Source organism: Pararhodobacter sp. (genome assembly GCF_034676545.1).
Lineage (GTDB): Bacteria > Pseudomonadota > Alphaproteobacteria > Rhodobacterales > Rhodobacteraceae > Pararhodobacter.
The window spans coordinates 1758206-1776363 of record NZ_JAUCBZ010000015.1 but is presented as its reverse complement, the minus strand read 5'-3'; the positions used below and the strand labels follow the sequence as shown (position 1 = coordinate 1776363).

Below are 18158 nucleotides of genomic sequence, written 5' to 3'. Positions count from 1 at the left end.
GTGCCTGCACCATACCGCGTCCCGGGCCATCCATGAATGAAATCTTCGCAGGCTCCGTTCTGCGCGAAGGCGATGCGTTTGTCGTCGCGGTCGGTGACCGTGTGAATCGCGCCGCCAATGTTCCGCTTGGCCTTGGATTTTCAGCGTCCCTTCGCAACGCGCAGCTTTTGGGCGGCGATACGATTCGCGTTGGCGACACCGTCGCGGTGACCGTCTTCGAAAACGTCCCCGAAGGGTTGTTGGCCAGTGCCGACAGCCGCGGTGCGCGGCTTGAAGAATTGCAAGTCGACAGCGCCGGCTTCATTTATGTGCCCTTCGCCGGTCGTGTCCGGGCCGCGGGCCAGACGCCCGAAGGCCTGCGCGGCACCATTGCGCGCCAATTGGATGAACAGACCCCCGATCCGCAGGTCTACGTCAGCCGCACCGGTGGCGATGGCGCAACGGTTTCGGTCGTGGGGGCCGTCACAAGCCAGGGCAACTATCCGATCGACCGCCCGACCCGGCGTCTGACCGCCATGCTGGCCGAAGCCGGCGGCGTGCGCATTCCGACGCAAACCGCAATGGTCACCGTGACGCGCGGTTCGATCAGCGACCGGGTCTGGCTGGATGACCTCTTTGACCACCCGGAACTGGATATCGCCATGCGCGGCGGCGACCGGATCTATGTCGAGCAAGACCAACGCCGCTTCACGGTGCTTGGCGCAACCGGCACGCAGGCCCTGATCACCTTCGATTCAGAAGTCTTGACCGCGATCGAGGCTTTGGCCCAGGTCGGCGGCCTTGACGCGACGCGCGCAGACCCGACCGGCGTTTTCGTCTTTCGCAATGAACCCGTCGAGATTGCCCGCAACGTGCTGGGCCGTCAGGACGTGGTCGGCGACCAGCGTTTTGTCTATGTATTGGACCTGACCGCGCCGAATGGCATGTTCATGGCCCGTGATTTCCAGATCCGCGACGGCGATACGATCTACGTCACCGAAGCCTCGTCCGTCACCTGGAACCGCACGATCGCAACCTTGACCGGCACGCTGGGCGCCACGGGTGCCGCGATTTCGGCGGTCAACGATGCCACTGCGGCGACTCCGTAAACCATGCGCCGCGCGCCTCACTCAAGGTGCGCGGCCTGTTTTTGGCACGCCTGATGCCCAAGCCGCCGCCCCACCCCCGGATTTATGCCACCAGTGGCGGTTTTTTGGGCCCAACGGCACAGGCCCGGCGCATTCGGCGCATTCTGGAGCTGGCCGGGCATAAACCACATCTGGGCTGGCCCGGTGCCGAGGATGCCGTCGTCGCCTGGGGTCACAGCCCTCGCGCCTATCGGGCCGAGGCCTTGGCCCGGCGCACCGGTGCCGCGCTTTGGCGTGTCGAGGATGCCTTTCTGCGCTCGTTGCGACCGGGCCGGGAAGCCCACGAGCCGCCCATCGGCCTCTTGCTGGATCGCGCGGGCATACATTATGACCCCAGCGCGCCGTCGGACCTTGAGAACCTGCTGGCCACACATCCGCTCGATGATGGATCCCTGATGGCCCGGGCGCGGGTCAATATCGACCGGATGCGCCACCTGCACCTGTCCAAATACAACGCGCATGACCCCGATTTTCCGCCCCCCGATCCGGGCTACGTTCTGGTCATCGATCAGGTCAAGGGCGATGCCTCGCTCCTGCACGGCAAAACCGACGGATCCCTGCCCGCCGACCGGCTGTTTCGCGAAATGCTGGTTTTCGCACAAGAGGAACACCCCGGCGCACGCATTCTCATCCGCTCACACCCCGAGACCACATCCGGCCATCGGACCGGCCATTATTCCCGCACCGTTGCCAATATCGAGACTGGCGGAAGGGTTGCCTTTGTCGATGGTCCACATTCGCCCTGGACCCTGATGGAGGGGGCCGTGGCGGTCTATACCGTCTCGTCGCAACTGGGGTTCGAGGCCATCCTCGCCGGGCATAAACCGCGCGTTTTTGGACAGCCGTTTTACGCCGGTTGGGGCCTGTCCCAAGACGAATACCCCCTGCCCCGCCGCCGTCGCAACCTGACCCGCACGCAATTATTCGTGGGCGCGATGATGCTGTATCCCTTGTGGTACGATCCGCTGTGCGACCGATTATGCGCGCTGGAGGAGATTCTGGATCAGTTCGAAGCCCGGCTGCGCGCCTATCGCGAGGACCGCACGGGGCATGTCGCCGTCGGGATGCGGCTGTGGAAACGACCCGCGATCCAGGCATTCTTTGGCCAGCATAAACCAGTGATTTTTGCCCGCGACACCGCGCAGGCTCTGGTCACGGCGCGGCAGAAACACCGGCGGGTTATCGGCTGGGCCTCGGGCGTGGACGAGGAGTTCAGGGGACTGCGGGTCGAGGACGGGTTTCTGCGCTCGCGCGGTCTGGGGGCTGATCTGGTGCCGCCGCTGTCGCTGGTGCTCGATGATCGGGGGATCTATTACGACCCCGGCACGGAAAGTCAGCTTGAACGGTTGATCGCCGGAAAGCTCCCCCCCGGTGGCGCAGACCGGGCTGAACGATTGCGCGCGGCAATCCTGTCGGCGGGTGTCACGAAATATAATCTCGCTTCCGGCGACGCGGCGGCCGAGGCGGCGCTTGCGGGGGTTCGGGCCAGCCGCCCCGGCGCACCCGTGATCCTGGTCCCCGGTCAAGTCGAGGATGACGCCTCGATCCGGCTGGGAACCGACAAGATCACCACCAATCGCGCCCTTCTAGAGGCGGTTCGCCGCGCGCGGCCCGAGGCGGTGATCGTCTATAAACCGCACCCCGATGTCGAGGCCGGCTTGCGGCCGGGCCGGGTCGAGGATGCGGGGAAACTTGCCGATCTGATCCTGACGAACACAGACGCGGCGCGGGCTTTGGCGCTGGTGGATCAGGTCTGGACCATGACTTCGGGGATCGGCTTCGAGGCCTTGATGCGCGGGATTCCGGTGACCTGTCTGGGCGCGCCGTTTTATGCCGGATGGGGGCTGACCGAGGATCGCGGAACCATCCCGGAGCGGCGGCGAAACGCGGTGCCGCGCCCGGATCTGGACCGGCTGGTTCATGCGGTTCTGATTGCCTATCCGCGATATCTCGATCCGCTGACAAAATCGCCCTGCCCGCCGGAATTGATTGTCGAACGGCTGGGTTCGGGGCGGGTTCTGATGCGTTCGATCGGGTTGCGGTTGCTTGCCAAGGCGCAAGGGATTTTGGCCGGATATGCGTGGATCTGGCGTCGCTGAGCGCTGGCGTCCCACGGGGGGACAGAATGACAATCGCGTAAATTCAAGGAATTGGCGTGCAGCTTTTACCCTTTGGTAATCCCTCTGCGCCACACTTCCCGAAACGAGGCTTTGCCCGCGCCCGCCTCAACACCCCTGTCACAGGAGGTCACGCTGAACCGCGACCAACCCCAACTGCTGTGCCGCGTCCAGGGACAAGATCGCACTGTTCAAGCCCAGCGGCGCTTGAAACAGACGCACGGCCTCGGCGGTTTCGGCGTCATAGATGTCGGTCACCGCGCCGGAATAGAGGCCCCGCGCCATCAAGGCACGCTGCAACGTGGCGTGGAAATCCGGTGTCATCTGCGACGGGCATGGCACGGCAAACAAACGGTCCTCGGCAGGGTGAATGATCATCTCGCGGGGTTCGCGCGCGCCATTGGCATCGACGGCGACAAATTGCGTTTCGGTCACCGCCGGAACACGGTCCGTCGCCCAGCAGGCATCCGACGGGGCGGCGCGGAATGGCGTGGGCGCGGCCTCGGCGCGGCGCACTTCGGGCTCTGGCGTCGCGGTCTGGCACCCGGCAAGCAGGGCAACAACGAGCAACAGGGAAAAACGACGGATCATAGGGGCCTCGACTGCCGAATCGGCGGATGGTTGTGCGTCTTGACCCGTTGTCGCCCCCAATCAGGGCCATTTGCGGGCAACACCGCGACCCGCACGCGGCAAAGGCCGATCCATTTCGCGGCAAAACTTCAGACAATGAACCAAGCCCAATGCGAAGCACTGGTCAAAGTCTTGCCCATCGCTTATGAGCAAAGTCGAAAATCCGGCTTAGCACGAGGCGAACATGGTCAAGATCACCTACATCGAATTCAACGGCACCGAGCACGTGGTTGACGTGGCACCCGGCCTGACCGTCATGGAAGGCGCGCGCGACAACGGCATCAAGGGCATCGAAGCCGACTGCGGCGGCGCCTGCGCGTGCTCGACCTGCCACGTCTATGTCGACGAAAGCTGGGTCGAAAAGCTGCCGGCCAAAGACCCGATGGAAGAGGATATGCTGGATTTCGCCTATGAGCCAGACGCCACCAAATCGCGCCTGACCTGCCAACTCAAAGTCACGCCGGAACTCGACGGTCTGGTCGTGCGTATGCCTGAACGGCAAATCTGAACCATGAAGGTTCCGGTTGGCCGCCAGCTACAGATCTGGGGCGCGGTTGCGCTGCTCCTGATCTTGACGCTGTGGCAACTGGGCAATGTGATCCTGCCCTTTGTTCTGGGCATGGCGACGGCCTATTTCCTCGACCCGGTCGCCGATCGGCTGGAGCAATGGGGCATGAGCCGGGTCTGGGCGACCGTCACCATCAGCGTGGCAGCGTTGTTGCTGTTTGCGTTGGCGATGCTGCTGGTCGTGCCGCTGTTGATCCAGCAAACACAGATGCTGATCGCCACAGCGCCCGAATTCACCGAACGCACCGTGCACGTCCTGACAGAGCGGTTCCCCTCGCTGATGGATGCCGAATCAACGGTCCGGCAGTCGTTGAACCAGCTTGGACAGGCGATCAGCTCTCGCGGCGGCGAGCTGGTGAATGCGGTATTGGGATCCGCCGCATCGGTGATCAACATCGTGATGATCATCGTCATCGTGCCGGTCGTGGCGTTCTACATGCTGCTGGACTGGGACCCGATGATCGCCCGAATCAACCAGCTTTTGCCGCGCGAACACGCCCCGGTCATCCGCGAAGTCGCCCATGACATAGACCGCACCGTGGCCTCGTTCATCCGCGGCATGGGCGGCGTCTGCCTGACGATGGGCCTGTTTTACGCGATCACGCTGATGCTGGTCGGCCTGCAATTCGGGCTGGTGGTTGGCGCGTTTGCCGGGTTGGTCACGTTCATCCCCTATGTCGGCGCACTGCTGGGCGGCGCTCTGGCGATCGGGCTGGCGTTGTTCCAATTCTGGGGCGACTGGGTCTCGATCGGGCTGGTGGCGGCGGTGTTCGTGACCGGCCAAATGCTGGAAGGCAACGTGCTGACCCCGCGATTGGTGGGCCGCTCGGTGGGGCTGCACCCGGTGTGGTTGCTGCTGGCATTGTCAGTGTTCGGCGCGCTGTTCGGGTTCGTCGGAATGCTGGTCGCGGTGCCGATCTCGGCGGCGTTTGGCGTAATCATCCGCCGCGCAATCCGCGTCTATCTGGACAGCGCGCTTTATCATGGCCCGACAGCGGCCGACGCGGAATCAAGCCATGGCCGACCGGACGAAAGCTGAACAGATCCCCCTCGATTTGCCGAGCACGCCGGCGATGGGCCGCGACGATTTCCTGGAGGCACCGTCGAATGCCCTGGCCCTGGCGGCGGTACAATCGCCCACGGGTCTGCCGGCCGGAATCATGGTGCTGGTCGGGCCGGAAGGCTCTGGCAAGACGCATCTGGCGCAGGTCTGGGCGCAGGGCCATGACGCCGTTTGGCAGCGCGCCGCCACCCTGCCCGCCGATTTGCCCGAACGCCTGTCGCCGCCCGAAACGCTGGTGTTGGCGATTGACGATGCCGATCAGGTCGCCGGGTCCGAGGGCGAAGAGGCGCTGTTTCACCTGATCAACCATCTGCGCGGACGGGGGCAATTGCTGCTGACCGCACGCCGCCCGGTGCGCGATTGGGGGCTGACGCTGCCGGATCTGGTCTCGCGCCTGACGGCGGCGGCGCATGTCGCGCTGCAGGAGCCGGACGAGGCCCTGTTGGGCGCGGTTCTGGTCAAGCTGTTCAACGACCGGCAACTGCGTGTCCAACCGGCTTTGATCGACTATCTGCTGACCCGGATGGAGCGCTCTTTGGCGGCGGCCGGCGCGATGGTGGCGCGGCTGGATGAGACGGCGCTGAAACGCGGCCGCCCCGTCACCCGTGCCTTGGCGCAGGAAGTCCTGGCAGAGGATCTCGACAACACCGACCCAGATAACGCATCATGGAACTGACTGAACTTTGTGCTAAAGTCCTGCCATGACAGCTGATTTTCTACATGATCCGATGCCCACCCCGATTGATCCCCCCGAGGGATTCGATCCGACCTCGGCCGACCGGTTTTTCAACCGGGAATTGTCGTGGATCGCGTTCAACTGGCGGGTGCTGGATGAGGCGTCGAACCCGCGCGTGCCGTTGCTCGAGCGCGTGCGGTTCTTGTCGATTTCGGCCACCAATCTTGACGAATTCTACACGGTTCGCGTGGCAGGATTGCGCGAATTGCATCGTTCGGGGAACACGACCCCCTCGTTCGATGGCAAAAGCCCGTTGGAGCAACTGACCCGGATCAACGAAGACGCGCGCCGATTGATGGCCGAGCAGCAAACCACGTTCATCGCCCTGCGCACCGCGCTGGAGCAAGAGCAGATCTTCATCCTCGACCGTCACGCGCTGACCGTTGAGGACAAGCTGTTCCTGAACGAATACTTCCTGCTCAACGTGTTTCCGATGCTCTCGCCGCTGGCAATCGACCCGGCGCATCCGTTCCCGTTCATCCCAAACGCGGGTTTCTCGCTGGCGCTGCAAATTGAGCGGCGCGCCGATGGCTTGCGCCGCAACGCGCTGCTGCCGGTGCCGCAGCAGATTGATCGGTTCATCGCACTGCCCGCCGATGGCGGGGCGCTGCGGGTGCTGCCGCTGGAAGAACTGCTGCTCGACCAGTTGCAGGCGCTGTTTCCCGGCTATTCCATGCGCAACTCCTGCGCGTTCCGGGTCCTGCGCGACTCGGATATGGAGGTCGAGGAGGAGGCCGAAGACCTGGTGCGCGAATTCGAGGTCGCGCTGAAACGTCGCCGCCGCGGCGAGGTGATCCGGCTGAAACTGACCAACGACGCCAAGCCCGAATTGCGCTCGCTGATCATGCAAAACCTCGAAGTCACCGAGGACGAGGTGATCGAGGTCGCGGGTCTGCTGGGCATGTCCGACCTCAAGGAACTGGTGGTCGATGCCCGCCGTGACCTGCAATGGCCGCCCTTCACGCCGCGGATTCCCGAACGCGTGCAAGACCATGACGGCGACATGTTCGCGGCCATCCGGCAAAAGGACATGCTGCTGCACCACCCCTACGAAACCTTTGATATGGTTGTGAGATTTCTGGAACAAGCGGCGCGCGACCCAGATGTCCTGGCGATCAAGCAAACGCTCTATCGCACATCCCGCGACAGCCCGATTGTCGATGCGCTGTGCGAAGCGGCCGAGGCGGGCAAGTCGGTCACCGCGTTTGTCGAACTCAAGGCCCGCTTTGACGAGGCCGCCAATATCCGTCAGTCGCGACGCCTGGAGCGGGCGGGCGCGCATGTGGTCTACGGGTTCATCCACTACAAGACCCATGCGAAAATCTCGGCAGTAGTGCGCCGCGAAGGCGACAAGCTGGTGACCTACACGCATTTCGGCACCGGGAATTACCATCCGATCACCGCGCGGATTTACACCGATCTGAGCTTTTTCACCTGCAAACCCGCCGAAGGGCGCGATGCGCAGCGGGTGTTCAACTATCTGTCGGGCTACGCCGAGCCCGACGGGCTGGAAAACCTCGCGATTTCGCCCCTGACGCTGAAAAGCAAACTCCTGGATCTGATTGCCGCCGAGGCCGATCATGCCCGCGCCGGGCGCCCGGCGGTGATCTGGGCCAAGCTGAATTCGGTGGTCGAACCCGACGTGATCGACGCGCTCTATGCCGCGTCGCAGGCCGGGGTGCAGATCAGCATGGTGATCCGGGGCATCTGCGGACTGCGGCCCGGCATCAAGGGCCTGTCCGAGAATATCCGCGTGAAATCAGTGGTCGGACGGTTTCTGGAACACTCCAGAATCGTGTGTTTCGGCTCGGGTCACGGGCTGCCGTCAGACGAGTCGCGGGTGTTCATGTCCTCGGCCGACTGGATGGGGCGCAATCTTATGCGCCGCGTGGAAACGCTGGTCGAGATCAACAACCCCACCGTCAAGGCGCAGATCGTGCAGCAAATCATGGCGGCCAATCTCTATGACACGGCGCAAAGCTGGGTCTTGGATGGCACCGGGCAGTATGTGCGCCACCTGCCCGAACCCGGGTCACCCGACGACGGCAAACTGTTCAGTTGTCACCGCTTTTTCATGGAGAACCCGTCGCTGTCCGGGCGCGGATCGGCGGGCGCGCGCGATGTGCCAAAGCTGGCCCATGCCACGGATTGAGGCCACCACCACGGCAATGACGGGCGCGTTGCGGCAACGTCGGCTGTTGACGCGGCAAACCAACGCCGCCTAGATGAGCCCGAACCAGCGCAAACCCGAGAGGCCGAACGTGGACCTACCGACTGAGCCCCAAAGCAGCGAAACGCCGATCCGGGGATATTTCAAGCGCCCGGTCTTTGACGCCGAGGCCATCCGGGGGTTGCAGCGCGTGGGCGTGGTTGACGTCGGGTCGAACTCGGTTCGGATGGTGGTTTTCGACGGCGCCGCGCGGTCACCAGCCTATTATTTCAACGAAAAGATCATGTGTGGTCTGGGGCGCGATCTGGCGCACACCGGGAAACTGCATCCCGAAGGGCGCGCGCGCGCGCTTGCCGCCATCAAGCGATTCGCACTTTTGGCCGACGACATGAAGCTGACCAGCCTGACGATGGTGGCGACGGCTGCGGTGCGCGAGGCCACCGACGGCGAGGAATTTCGCACCGAGGTCGAGGTCTACACCGGGCTTGAAATGCAGATCATCGAGGGCACCGAGGAAGCGCGCCTGTCGGCGCAAGGTGTCTTGCTGGGCTGGCCGGGTGCGCGTGGCTTGATGTGCGACATTGGCGGCTCGTCGATGGAATTGGCCGAGGTGGGCGACAACAAGGTCGGTCGGCGGGTCAGTTCAAAGCTGGGCCCGTTTCGGTTGCAACAGATCAAGGGCGGCAAAAAGGGTCTGCGCGAGCATATTCTGGCAACGCTCAAGGACCTGAAGGCCGAGGTGGGCGGCGAGCACGCAGTGCTCTATCTGGTCGGCGGCTCGTGGCGCGCCTTTGCCCGGCTCGACATGGAGCGACGCGGCTACCCCCTGACCGTGTTGCATGAATACGCGCTGACGCCGAAATCCATCCGCAAGACGATCGACTGGATTCAGGATCGCGACCTCAAGACCCTGCGCGATCTGACGGGTATTTCGGCGGATCGCCTTTCGTTGATCCCGACGGCGATCGAGGTGTTGCGCAAACTGCTGCATGTGTTCGGCCCCAAACACATCTACATTTCCAGCTTTGGCATCCGCGAGGGCATCCTGTTCGAGCAAATGCCCGACGATCTGCGCGCCGCCGATCCGCTGATCGAAGCCTCGCGCCACGCCGAGAAAGCCAGCGCCCGGGTGCCGGGATTCGGCCGCAAGCTCTATGATTTCCTGATGCCGCTGTTTCGCAATGCATCGCATGAGCGGCTGCGTCTGATCCGTGCGGCCTGTCTGTTGCACGATGTGAATTGGCGTGCGCACCCCGATTATCGCTCGGAAAGCTGCTTTGACACGGCCACCCGCGCCAATCTGGGGGCATTGGACCATCAGGGCCGGGTCTATCTGGGGCTGGCGTTGATGAATCGCTACAAGAACAACGGCACCAACAGCCGCCTGACCCCGGTTTTGTCGCTGCTCTCCGAGGAGGACATCCGCCAGGCGATCATGCTGGGCCGCGCGATGCGGTTCGGGTCCATGTTCTCATTGGATGGGCCGGATTCCGCCGGGGAATTGCGCTATTTCCCCAAGAAAAAAGTGCTGGAACTGATCCTGCAACCCTCGCGGCAGGCGTTGTTTGGCGAGGTCGCGGCGCAACGGTTCGAGGCACTGGCCAAGACCATGGGCGTAACGACCAAGCTCAGGATCTTGCGGGCTCAAAGCTCCAAGGGTTCGAGGATCGGGGCCTCATCCTCGTCAGAGGGCGCGGTTTCCGGCGCGGTTTCCGAGTCTGCCTCGGACTGACGGCGGCGGATCAGGATATCGCCGTTTTCCAGGAATTCCGGCGCGTGCCAGCCCGATAAATCGCCCAGCATCTCGGCCAGTTCTCCCAGATAGGGGTCCAGCAGGCCGACCATGTCGCGCAACAGCCCCCCAAGGTCACGCGGCGCGGGATCGGGCGTTTGCGCGGCAAGCGGCGCCGCAAGAAGCATTCCAACAAGCGCGGCAAAAAGCGGGTTTCGCATCGGTTTCCTCCGTCATCAGGCAGCGGCGCGCTGTTGCACCTCATCCCAGGCGAGGTTGAGCGCCTTGAGGCGATCTTCGGCCAGGCGCACGGCCTCTTCGGGCACGCCGCGCGCGCGCAGCGCATCGGGGTGGGTCTCGCGCACCATCCGGCGAAAGGCAGCGCGGGCTTGCTCCAAGGTCGCGTCGCGCGGCAATTCGAGCATGTCATAGGGGTCAGCCAGCGCGCCCGGCACGAACTGCGCCATCATCGAGCGGAAACAGGCATCCTGCAATCCGAAGATCTCGGCGACGGCGCGCAGATAGGCCTCTTCGGCGGGGTGGAAATTGCCGTCCGCCATGGCGATGTGAAACAGCCCCTCCATCAAGTCGCGCAACACCGGGTCGCGCGGCGGGAACAGGCTGGCGATCTTGCGGGCGTAGGAATCGAACCCGGCGACGTCCTGGCGCGCCATGTTGAAAAGGCGCGCGGCGTGTTTTTCATCGGCCGGGGCCAGCGTGAAAACCGAGCGGAACATCGACACCTCGTCGCGGGTCACGGTGCCATCGGCCTTGGCCAGCTTTGCCCCCAGCGCGATCACGCCAATGGTAAAGGCGACGCTGCGCTCTGGCGCGGTGCGCAGCCGGTCGAACACCGCCAACAGCGGTTCGCCCGCGCGCAGGGCCTCCAAAGCATCCTTGATCCGTGACCAGACTGACATGGGGTCAGTTTACGCTGCGGCGGTGGATTTGCCCAGCCCGTCGCGCGGTCACATTATGGAAAGGTTTTGCGGCCATTCTGGGTCTCGAAAACCGCGCTCATGACGGGGTGCGGTGCCTGCGTGACCTGAATCCGGGGGTCGGCGCAGAGCGTTCGGGTCGCGGTGCGCAACGCGGCAGGGTCCGGATGGGCGAGGTGCAAGGACGACAGCCGAATACCACGATCAGGCAGCCGTGCCGCAGGATGGGCAGCGCCCTGCCAGGCGATCAGCGCCGGCGACTGCCCGCCAAAGGGCAACCGTCCGTCGGCGGGGATCGCCATGCGCCAGCGCAAATCGCCACGCGCCAGATCGGTGGCAGCCCCTGTGCCGTCGGGCGCAAGGTGCAGGGCGGCGTCGAGATCCTCGACGCGCACGATCCACGCTTGCAGCGCGGGCGGGCCACGGAAATCATCCAAGGCGAACCAGCGCGGATGCGCGGGCGCCGGCGCGTCGGGGTCGATGGCAATGACCTCGAGATAGGCGTCCGGCCCCAACGACAGGAGTTGATTATGCGTTCCCATCAACGGGTGTTTGCCGCCCGGTTCCAACGGCACGCCCAGCAAGGATTCGACAAGGGCCACCCCCTCGGAAAGGGTTCGCGCCGCAATTGCCAGATGGTCGATTTCGCCCATGTTTGCCCCTTCAAAGGCTTGCCGCCAGCGCCCAGAGCGCGGCGATCAATGTTGGATAAAAACTGGCCGCGAACCCCAGGCCGCGCAACGGTGGTGACAGGTGATAGCCGATCCAGAACAGCAGCCGCGCCACCGCAAAAGACACCCCCAGAACCGGCACCAACCCCCAGCCCAGCACCCAACCTGCGAAAGGCCACAGACACAGCGCCAGAAGCATTTGCTCGGTGGTGTTGCCCAGCACGCGCTGGTCGATCTCGGCGGGCGATCCGGGGAGAAAGGGCGCGCCGTCGATGATCTGATCGTCAAAGAACCGGCGCTGCGCCAACCGCCCGATCATGGCCGCAAGCACCAGACCGCCGGGCGCAACCCCCAGGATCAACGCGCGATCAGGATCGCCCGGCCCCTGCCCCCACCAGACGAGCCAAATGGCATAGACCATTGACAGCGCCATCGAGGCGGCGATCACGGGTCGTTTGCCGAGCATGGTTTCCCTACTTTCTCGCCGCGCAGTCATCACGCGCATCGCCGTCAGAAGAGCCTGTGCACGCCGCCGGGTCAAGGGGCGCGCAGGGTCGCACCGACAGAGCCGGTGCGACGCGAAAGCGGAAACGGTTGGTCGGCTGTTGCGCGTTCTCCCCAGACCCGCAACGGCGCCCGTGCCGACCTCAGCTGCGCGCGGCGCGGATCAGACGCAGGATATCGCGCGCGGCGTTCGGGATGTTGGTGCCCGGCCCGAAGATCGCCTTGACGCCGCTGTCATACAGGAACTGGTAATCCTGCTGCGGGATCACGCCGCCACAAATCACCAGGATATCCCCGGCCCCGGCATCCTTGAGCGCCTGCACCAGTTTCGGGGCCAGCGTCTTGTGACCCGCCGCCTGCGAGGAAATCCCGATCACATGCACATCGTTATCCACCGCATCCTGCGCCGCCTCTTCGGGGGTCTGGAACAAGGGGCCGACATCGACGTCAAACCCGATATCGGCAAAGGCCGTGGCGATGACTTTGGCGCCGCGATCATGGCCGTCCTGACCCATTTTCACCACCAACATGCGCGGGCGGCGGCCCTCCTCTTCGGCGAAGTTCTCGACATCTTTCTGGATCGCCGCGAAGTCATCGTCGCCCTCATAGGCGGCACCATAAACCCCGGCCAGGGTTTTGACTTCGGCACGGTGACGGCCAAAAACGTTTTCCATGGCGGTGCTGATCTCCCCGACGCTGGCGCGGGCGCGTGCCGCGACAATGGCCCCTTCCAGCAAGTTTCCACCGTCGCGCGCGCGACGTTCCAAGTCTTTCAACGCCGCCGTGCAAGCGGCCTCATCGCGCGTTTCGCGGATTGTCTTCAGGCGCGCGATCTGGCCGTCGCGCACCTTGACGTTGTCGATGTCCAGAATGTCGATCGGATCCTCTTGGGAAAGCCGGTATTTGTTGACGCCAACGATCACATCCTCGCCGCGGTCGATGGCGGCCTGCCGCCGGGCGGCCGATTCCTCGATGCGCAATTTCGGCATTCCGGTGGCGACGGCCTTGGTCATGCCTCCCAGTTCTTCAACCTCGCAGATCAGTTTCCACGCCTCATCCGCGAGGTCCGCTGTCAGTTTTTCAACATAATACGATCCGGCCAGAGGATCGACGACCTTGGTCACGCCGGTCTCCTCTTGCAGGATCAACTGCGTGTTGCGGGCAATGCGGGCGCTGAATTCGGTGGGCAGAGCGATGGCTTCGTCCAAGGCATTGGTGTGCAGCGATTGCGTGCCGCCAAGGGCCGCCGCCATCGCCTCATAGGCGGTGCGCACGACGTTGTTATAGGGGTCCTGCTCCTGCAACGAAACGCCTGAGGTCTGGCAATGGGTGCGCAGCATCAAGGAGCCGGGTTTCTTGGGGTTGAATTCCGACATGATGCGGTGCCACAACAGGCGCGCAGCGCGCAATTTGGCCGCCTCCATGAAGAAATTCATGCCGATGGCGAAGAAAAAGCTGAGCCGCCCGGCGAAGGCATCAACATCCATGCCGCGCGCAATGGCGGCGCGCACATATTCACGCCCATCGGCCAGGGTATAGGCGAGCTCCTGCACCAGGTTCGCACCGGCCTCTTGCATGTGATAGCCCGAAATCGAGATCGAGTTGAATTTGGGCATCTCGGCCGAGGTGTATTCGATGATATCCGCAATGATCCGCATCGAGGGTTCGGGCGGGTAGACATAGGTGTTGCGGACCATGAATTCCTTGAGAATGTCGTTCTGAATGGTGCCTGACAACAGCGAGCGATCGACGCCCTGTTCCTCACCGGCGACGATGAAATTCGCCAGAATCGGGATAACCGCGCCGTTCATCGTCATGGAAACGCTGACTTTTTCCAGCGGGATGCCGTCAAAGAGAATTTTCATGTCCTCGACGCTGTCAATCGCCACGCCGGCCTTGCCGACATCGCCCTCGACGCGGGGGTGATCGCTGTCATAGCCCCGGTGGGTCGCCAGATCGAAGGCCACCGAGACGCCCTGCTGACCCGCCGCGAGGGCTTTGCGGTAGAAGGCGTTGGATTCCTCGGCGGTGGAAAATCCGGCGTATTGGCGGATGGTCCAGGGGCGGCCCGCATACATCGTCGCGCGCGGGCCGCGGGTAAAGGGGGCCAGACCGGGCATGGAATTGAGATGCGCCAACCCTTCGGTATCAGCCTGCGTATAGAGCGGCTTGACCGGGATCCCTTCGAGCGTGTTCCACGTCAGATCGTCGAGCGAGCGGCCGCGCAATTCCTTGCTGGCCAGAGCTTCCCAGGCGGCGGTTTGGTCGGATTTGTCGGTCATGACGAGGTCCTTGTCTGCTGTGGCGGTGATCGCAAGGGATCAGGCGAAATCGTCGGGATCACTGGTGTTTTTCCGGCGCGAAAGCCTATATCAGGGGGTGAAGGAGATCCGATGCCGATGAAATTCATGTTGATTGCGTTGATCGTGGGTGCGGTCGCGATGGTATCCGCCACGGCGCAAGAGGTTGCAAACCCTGCTGCGGGCACCGCACCCGTGGAGACTGTGGTCGAAACGCCAGTTGCGGGGCTGCAAATCCTGGACGCGGCGCAGATCGACCCGGCGGATTTCCTGTGGGAGTACCGGATCGTCGCCGTTCTGGCGGATTCCCCCAATGATCCGGCGTTCCAGCGGCAGATGCGCGATATCGCGGAGCGGCCGGGTGAGTTGTTCGAGCGCGATGTCGTGGTGATCATCGACAGCGACCGTAATTCGGACAGCCCGCTGCGCCGCATGTTGCGCCCACGGGGGTTCATGCTGGCGATCATCGGCAAGGATGGGCAGATCAAGCAGCGCCGCCCGGCACCGCGCAGTGTGCGCGAAATCGCCTCGGCGATTGACCATTTCCCGCTGCGGCGCCAGGAAATTCTGGAGCGGATGCCCGCGGGTCGGTAGAGGGGGCTGCCGCCCCCGAAGGGCTGCGCCCTTCGCCCCCGCGAGTATTTTGGGCAAGATGAAGCCGGGGCGCGGCGCAAGTTCTCATGCGTCGCGCAGCCCATCTTATTCAAACTCCATGATCACGTCGTCCACGGCCATCGAGCCGCCAACCGTACCGTTGATCTTGGCGACGATGCCTTTTTTCTCGGCGCGCAAGATGTTTTCCATCTTCATCGCTTCAATGGTGCACAGCGCTTGGCCCTCGAACACTTCGTCGCCCTCGGCAACCATGATCTTGACCACCAGGCCCGGCATCGGGCAGAGCAGCAGTTTCGAGGTATCCGGCGGCAGTTTTTCCGGCATCAGCCGCGCCAGTTCGGCCTGTCGCGGCGTGCGGATATGGGTTTTGAGGTCCGCGCCGCGCACCCGAAGGCGGTAGCCGCCGGTGATGCGCCCGACCTTGAGGACCAGCGGCTCGGCGTCGATCAGGAGCCGCGCAAGGGGTTGGCCGGGCACCCAATCGGATTCGACGCGCATGGTGGAGCCGTCCTTGAAATCGACCGTCGCGCCGCCGCGATCCGCGCGCACGAGCAGCGCGAATTCGGTGCCCTGGAGCGAGACGACCCAATCGTCGCCGACCTTGCGCTCGTGGTTGTCCATCGTGCCCGACACCCGTGTGCGGCGGATTTCCGCGACGCGGTTCATCGCGGCGGCGGCGGCGGCGACCCGCTTGAGCATGGCGTCGGACAGCGTAACGCCATGGAATCCGTCGGGGAATTCCTCTTCGATGAAGGCCGTCGTGATCGTGCCCGCGACGAATTTCGGGTGGTCCATCACCGCCGAACAGAACGGCAGATTATGGCCGATCCCCTCGACTTCGAACGTGTCCAAGGCGACGCGCATTTCCTCGATTGCGGCGCCGCGGGTCGGGGCCCAGGTGCAGAGTTTGGCAATCATCGGGTCGTAATACATGCTGATCTCGCCGCCCTCATAGACGCCGGTATCATTGCGCACGATGCCGCCGGCGTGGGTCGTGCCTTCGACGGGCGGGCGGTAGCGGGTCAATCGGCCGATCGAGGGCAGGAAGTTGCGATAGGGATCCTCGGCATAGAGGCGGCTTTCCATGGCCCAGCCGTTGATCTTCAGGTCCTCCTGCTTGAAGGGCAGCGGTTCGCCATTGGCGACGCGGATCATCATCTCGACAAGATCGACGCCGGTGATCAATTCGGTCACCGGGTGTTCGACCTGCAGCCGCGTGTTCATCTCGAGGAAGAAGAAATTGCGCTCGCCATCGACGATGAATTCGACGGTGCCCGCGCTGGTGTAGCCCACGGCCTTGGCCAGGGCGACGGCCTGTTCCCCCATCGCCTTGCGGGTGGCGGCGTCAAGGAACGGGGACGGCGCTTCCTCGATGACCTTCTGGTTGCGGCGCTGGATCGAGCATTCGCGCTCGTGCAGATAGACGCAGTTGCCGTGCTGGTCAGCGAGCACCTGGATTTCGATGTGGCGCGGTTGGGTGACGAATTTCTCGATGAAAATGCGGTCGTCGCCAAAGCTGCTGGCCGCCTCGTTCCTGGAGGATTGAAAGCCTTCGCGGGCCTCATCATCATTCCACGCGATGCGCATCCCCTTGCCACCGCCGCCGGCGGAGGCCTTGATCATCACCGGATAGCCGATCTCGCCGGAAATCTTGACCGCTTCATCGGCGTCGGCAATCAGGCCCATATAGCCCGGAACCGTGCTGACCCCGGCTTTCTGTGCGATCTTCTTGGAGGTGATCTTGTCCCCCATCGACTCGATTGCCGGGCTTGGCGGGCCGACGAAGGCAACGCCTTGGGCTTCGAGTGCCTCGGCGAATTTCATGTTCTCGGACAGGAACCCGTAGCCCGGATGCACCGCCTCGGCGCCCGAGGCGCGGACCGCCTCCATCACCTTGTCGATGACGATATAGGATTGATTGGCAGGCGATGGACCAATGTGAAACGCCTCGTCAGCCATCTTGACATGCAACGCGTTGCGGTCTGCATCCGAATAAATCGCGACGGTCCGGATGCCCATCTTGCGCGCGGATTTGATGACCCGGCAGGCGATCTCACCACGATTGGCGATCAGAATTTTCTTGAACATTCTCACTCCCCCAGCCCGGTCAGGGCCTTGCAGTCAACAGTTGGTACGGTGCGCCACCGGCTGTGGCAGATCATGAATCGTCGCCTTCATCCCACTCGAACGCCTCGCCATCTGCGGCGAACACTTCGGGAAAACTGACCTGCGCGACACCGACATTGATGCGCAGCAAAGCCTCGTAATCTTTGGGGTCAAAGGGGGTTTGGGCCGGGATAACCTCGCGGCGAAAAGCCAGGACAGGCGGCCAGCGTCGAGGTTGCCGCGCTCGAAGGGCTCTTCGCCAAAATGGTTCCAAAGGGCAGCCATGAAGCCGGCATCCGCGCGTTTGTCGGCGGGGCGGCGATCGGCATAGCGCTTGCGTTCAATCAGGGGTGTGGCCCCGTCCTTGTTAGCGCGGCGGATGACGAATTGGAAATCGGAACTGGGCAAACGCCCGGGAAAGCCGCGATGCTTCAGCATGACACGCCTCCTTGGAGTTGACGTGGTGCCGGAATCGCGGACATGCGTACGGGCGAGGCCGCAACCGGCCCCGCCCGACGCGTCACACCAAACGGTGCAAAATCAGCGGTACTTGGGCGACACCGGCTCGACGTAAATCGGCTGTGGTGCGGGCTCGACCATGGTGAATTCTTCCTGACGGCTTTGGTTGCAACCTGCCAAAACTGACAGGCCAAAAACAGCCGCAACGGCCGCGAGTGTGGTCTTTGACATGCGTATCTCCTGCGCTCTTCACGCCCCGTTCGCTGGGTCACCCCAAGTCCCCGGATGCTATTTTCTGCGCAAGCGTTGATGCTTACGCCAAGAGCGACGTTATCGCATTCAAGGGGCATATGCCAGTTTTTCTGTTCTAACATGGGGGCTTGCGGGCCGTTCTGTTGCTGGTTCGCACCAATCGGTGCTTTC

At 63.5% G+C, this 18158-nt stretch carries 16 protein-coding genes and 1 pseudogene; 8 read left to right on the top strand and 9 right to left on the bottom strand.

The annotated features are described in order from the left end of the window. The first annotated feature begins 32 nt into the window (after positions 1-32). The gene (locus tag VDQ28_RS12190) at positions 33-1088 is read left to right on the top strand and encodes a polysaccharide biosynthesis/export family protein (protein WP_323036193.1); all 1056 of its coding nucleotides are present in this window, start codon (positions 33-35) and stop codon (positions 1086-1088) included. Between the two features lie 53 nt (positions 1089-1141). Next, the gene (locus VDQ28_RS12185; protein ID WP_323036192.1) at positions 1142-3226 is read left to right on the top strand and encodes a capsular polysaccharide biosynthesis protein; all 2085 of its coding nucleotides are present in this window, start codon (positions 1142-1144) and stop codon (positions 3224-3226) included. A 138-nt stretch (positions 3227-3364) separates the two neighbouring features. Here the strand turns inward: VDQ28_RS12185 and VDQ28_RS12180 are convergent, their stop codons facing one another. Then, complete coding sequence (locus VDQ28_RS12180; protein WP_323036191.1) at positions 3365-3835, bottom strand: peptidoglycan-binding domain-containing protein; 471 nt, start codon at positions 3833-3835, stop codon at positions 3365-3367. A gap of 223 nt (positions 3836-4058) precedes the next feature. Here VDQ28_RS12180 and VDQ28_RS12175 point away from each other — a divergent pair, with 223 nt between their 5' ends. The 5 genes from VDQ28_RS12175 (at position 4059) to VDQ28_RS12155 (ending at position 10142) form a co-directional block, all read left to right on the top strand. Continuing rightward, entirely contained in the window at positions 4059-4382 is a 324-nt protein-coding gene (locus tag VDQ28_RS12175; RefSeq protein ID WP_323036190.1) for a 2Fe-2S iron-sulfur cluster-binding protein, read from the top strand. Positions 4383-4385: 3 nt separating this feature from the next. Next, positions 4386-5480, top strand: coding sequence for an AI-2E family transporter (locus tag VDQ28_RS12170; protein ID WP_323036189.1), 1095 nt, complete (start codon positions 4386-4388; stop codon positions 5478-5480). After that, positions 5458-6180, top strand: coding sequence for a DnaA ATPase domain-containing protein (locus VDQ28_RS12165; protein ID WP_323036188.1), 723 nt, complete (start codon positions 5458-5460; stop codon positions 6178-6180). The genes VDQ28_RS12170 and VDQ28_RS12165 overlap by 23 nt, the downstream gene beginning before the upstream one ends. Positions 6181-6205: 25 nt before the next feature. Continuing rightward, the gene (locus tag VDQ28_RS12160) at positions 6206-8392 is read left to right on the top strand and encodes an RNA degradosome polyphosphate kinase (RefSeq protein WP_323036187.1); all 2187 of its coding nucleotides are present in this window, start codon (positions 6206-6208) and stop codon (positions 8390-8392) included. A gap of 73 nt (positions 8393-8465) precedes the next feature. After that, positions 8466-10142, top strand: coding sequence for a Ppx/GppA family phosphatase (locus VDQ28_RS12155; protein ID WP_323036186.1), 1677 nt, complete (start codon positions 8466-8468; stop codon positions 10140-10142). Here VDQ28_RS12155 and VDQ28_RS12150 read toward each other — a convergent pair. The 5 genes from VDQ28_RS12150 to scpA form a co-directional block, all read right to left on the bottom strand. Then, positions 10055-10363: a hypothetical protein gene (locus VDQ28_RS12150; protein ID WP_323036185.1), complete on the bottom strand. Its 309-nt coding sequence runs from the start codon at positions 10361-10363 to the stop codon at positions 10055-10057. The genes VDQ28_RS12155 and VDQ28_RS12150 overlap by 88 nt on opposite strands. Before the next feature lie 15 nt (positions 10364-10378). After that, positions 10379-11062: a molecular chaperone DjiA gene (locus VDQ28_RS12145; RefSeq protein WP_323036184.1), complete on the bottom strand. Its 684-nt coding sequence runs from the start codon at positions 11060-11062 to the stop codon at positions 10379-10381. Between the two features lie 53 nt (positions 11063-11115). Next, on the bottom strand, positions 11116-11733 hold the full coding sequence (locus tag VDQ28_RS12140; protein WP_323036183.1) for a VOC family protein: 618 nt from the start codon (positions 11731-11733) through the stop codon (positions 11116-11118). A gap of 10 nt (positions 11734-11743) precedes the next feature. Then, complete coding sequence (locus VDQ28_RS12135) at positions 11744-12217, bottom strand: MAPEG family protein (protein WP_323036182.1); 474 nt, start codon at positions 12215-12217, stop codon at positions 11744-11746. Positions 12218-12398: 181 nt separating this feature from the next. Then, positions 12399-14537, bottom strand: coding sequence for a methylmalonyl-CoA mutase (gene scpA / locus VDQ28_RS12130; protein ID WP_323036181.1), 2139 nt, complete (start codon positions 14535-14537; stop codon positions 12399-12401). 111 nt (positions 14538-14648) lie between these two features. Here scpA and VDQ28_RS12125 point away from each other — a divergent pair, with 111 nt between their 5' ends. Then, positions 14649-15149 (top strand): DUF4174 domain-containing protein, encoded by a 501-nt coding sequence (locus tag VDQ28_RS12125; protein ID WP_323036180.1) that lies wholly within the window; start codon positions 14649-14651, stop codon positions 15147-15149. Between the two features lie 105 nt (positions 15150-15254). Here VDQ28_RS12125 and VDQ28_RS12120 read toward each other — a convergent pair whose 3' ends face one another. The 3 genes and pseudogenes from VDQ28_RS12120 to VDQ28_RS12110 all read right to left on the bottom strand — a co-directional run bounded on the left by VDQ28_RS12120 (position 15255) and on the right by VDQ28_RS12110 (position 17966). Beyond that, positions 15255-17258: an acetyl/propionyl/methylcrotonyl-CoA carboxylase subunit alpha gene (locus VDQ28_RS12120; protein WP_323036179.1), complete on the bottom strand. Its 2004-nt coding sequence runs from the start codon at positions 17256-17258 to the stop codon at positions 15255-15257. A 70-nt stretch (positions 17259-17328) separates the two neighbouring features. Beyond that, positions 17329-17714: pseudogene (locus VDQ28_RS12115) on the bottom strand (hypothetical protein). 102 nt (positions 17715-17816) lie between these two features. Next, complete coding sequence (locus VDQ28_RS12110) at positions 17817-17966, bottom strand: hypothetical protein (RefSeq protein WP_323036178.1); 150 nt, start codon at positions 17964-17966, stop codon at positions 17817-17819. Positions 17967-18158 lie beyond the last annotated feature (192 nt).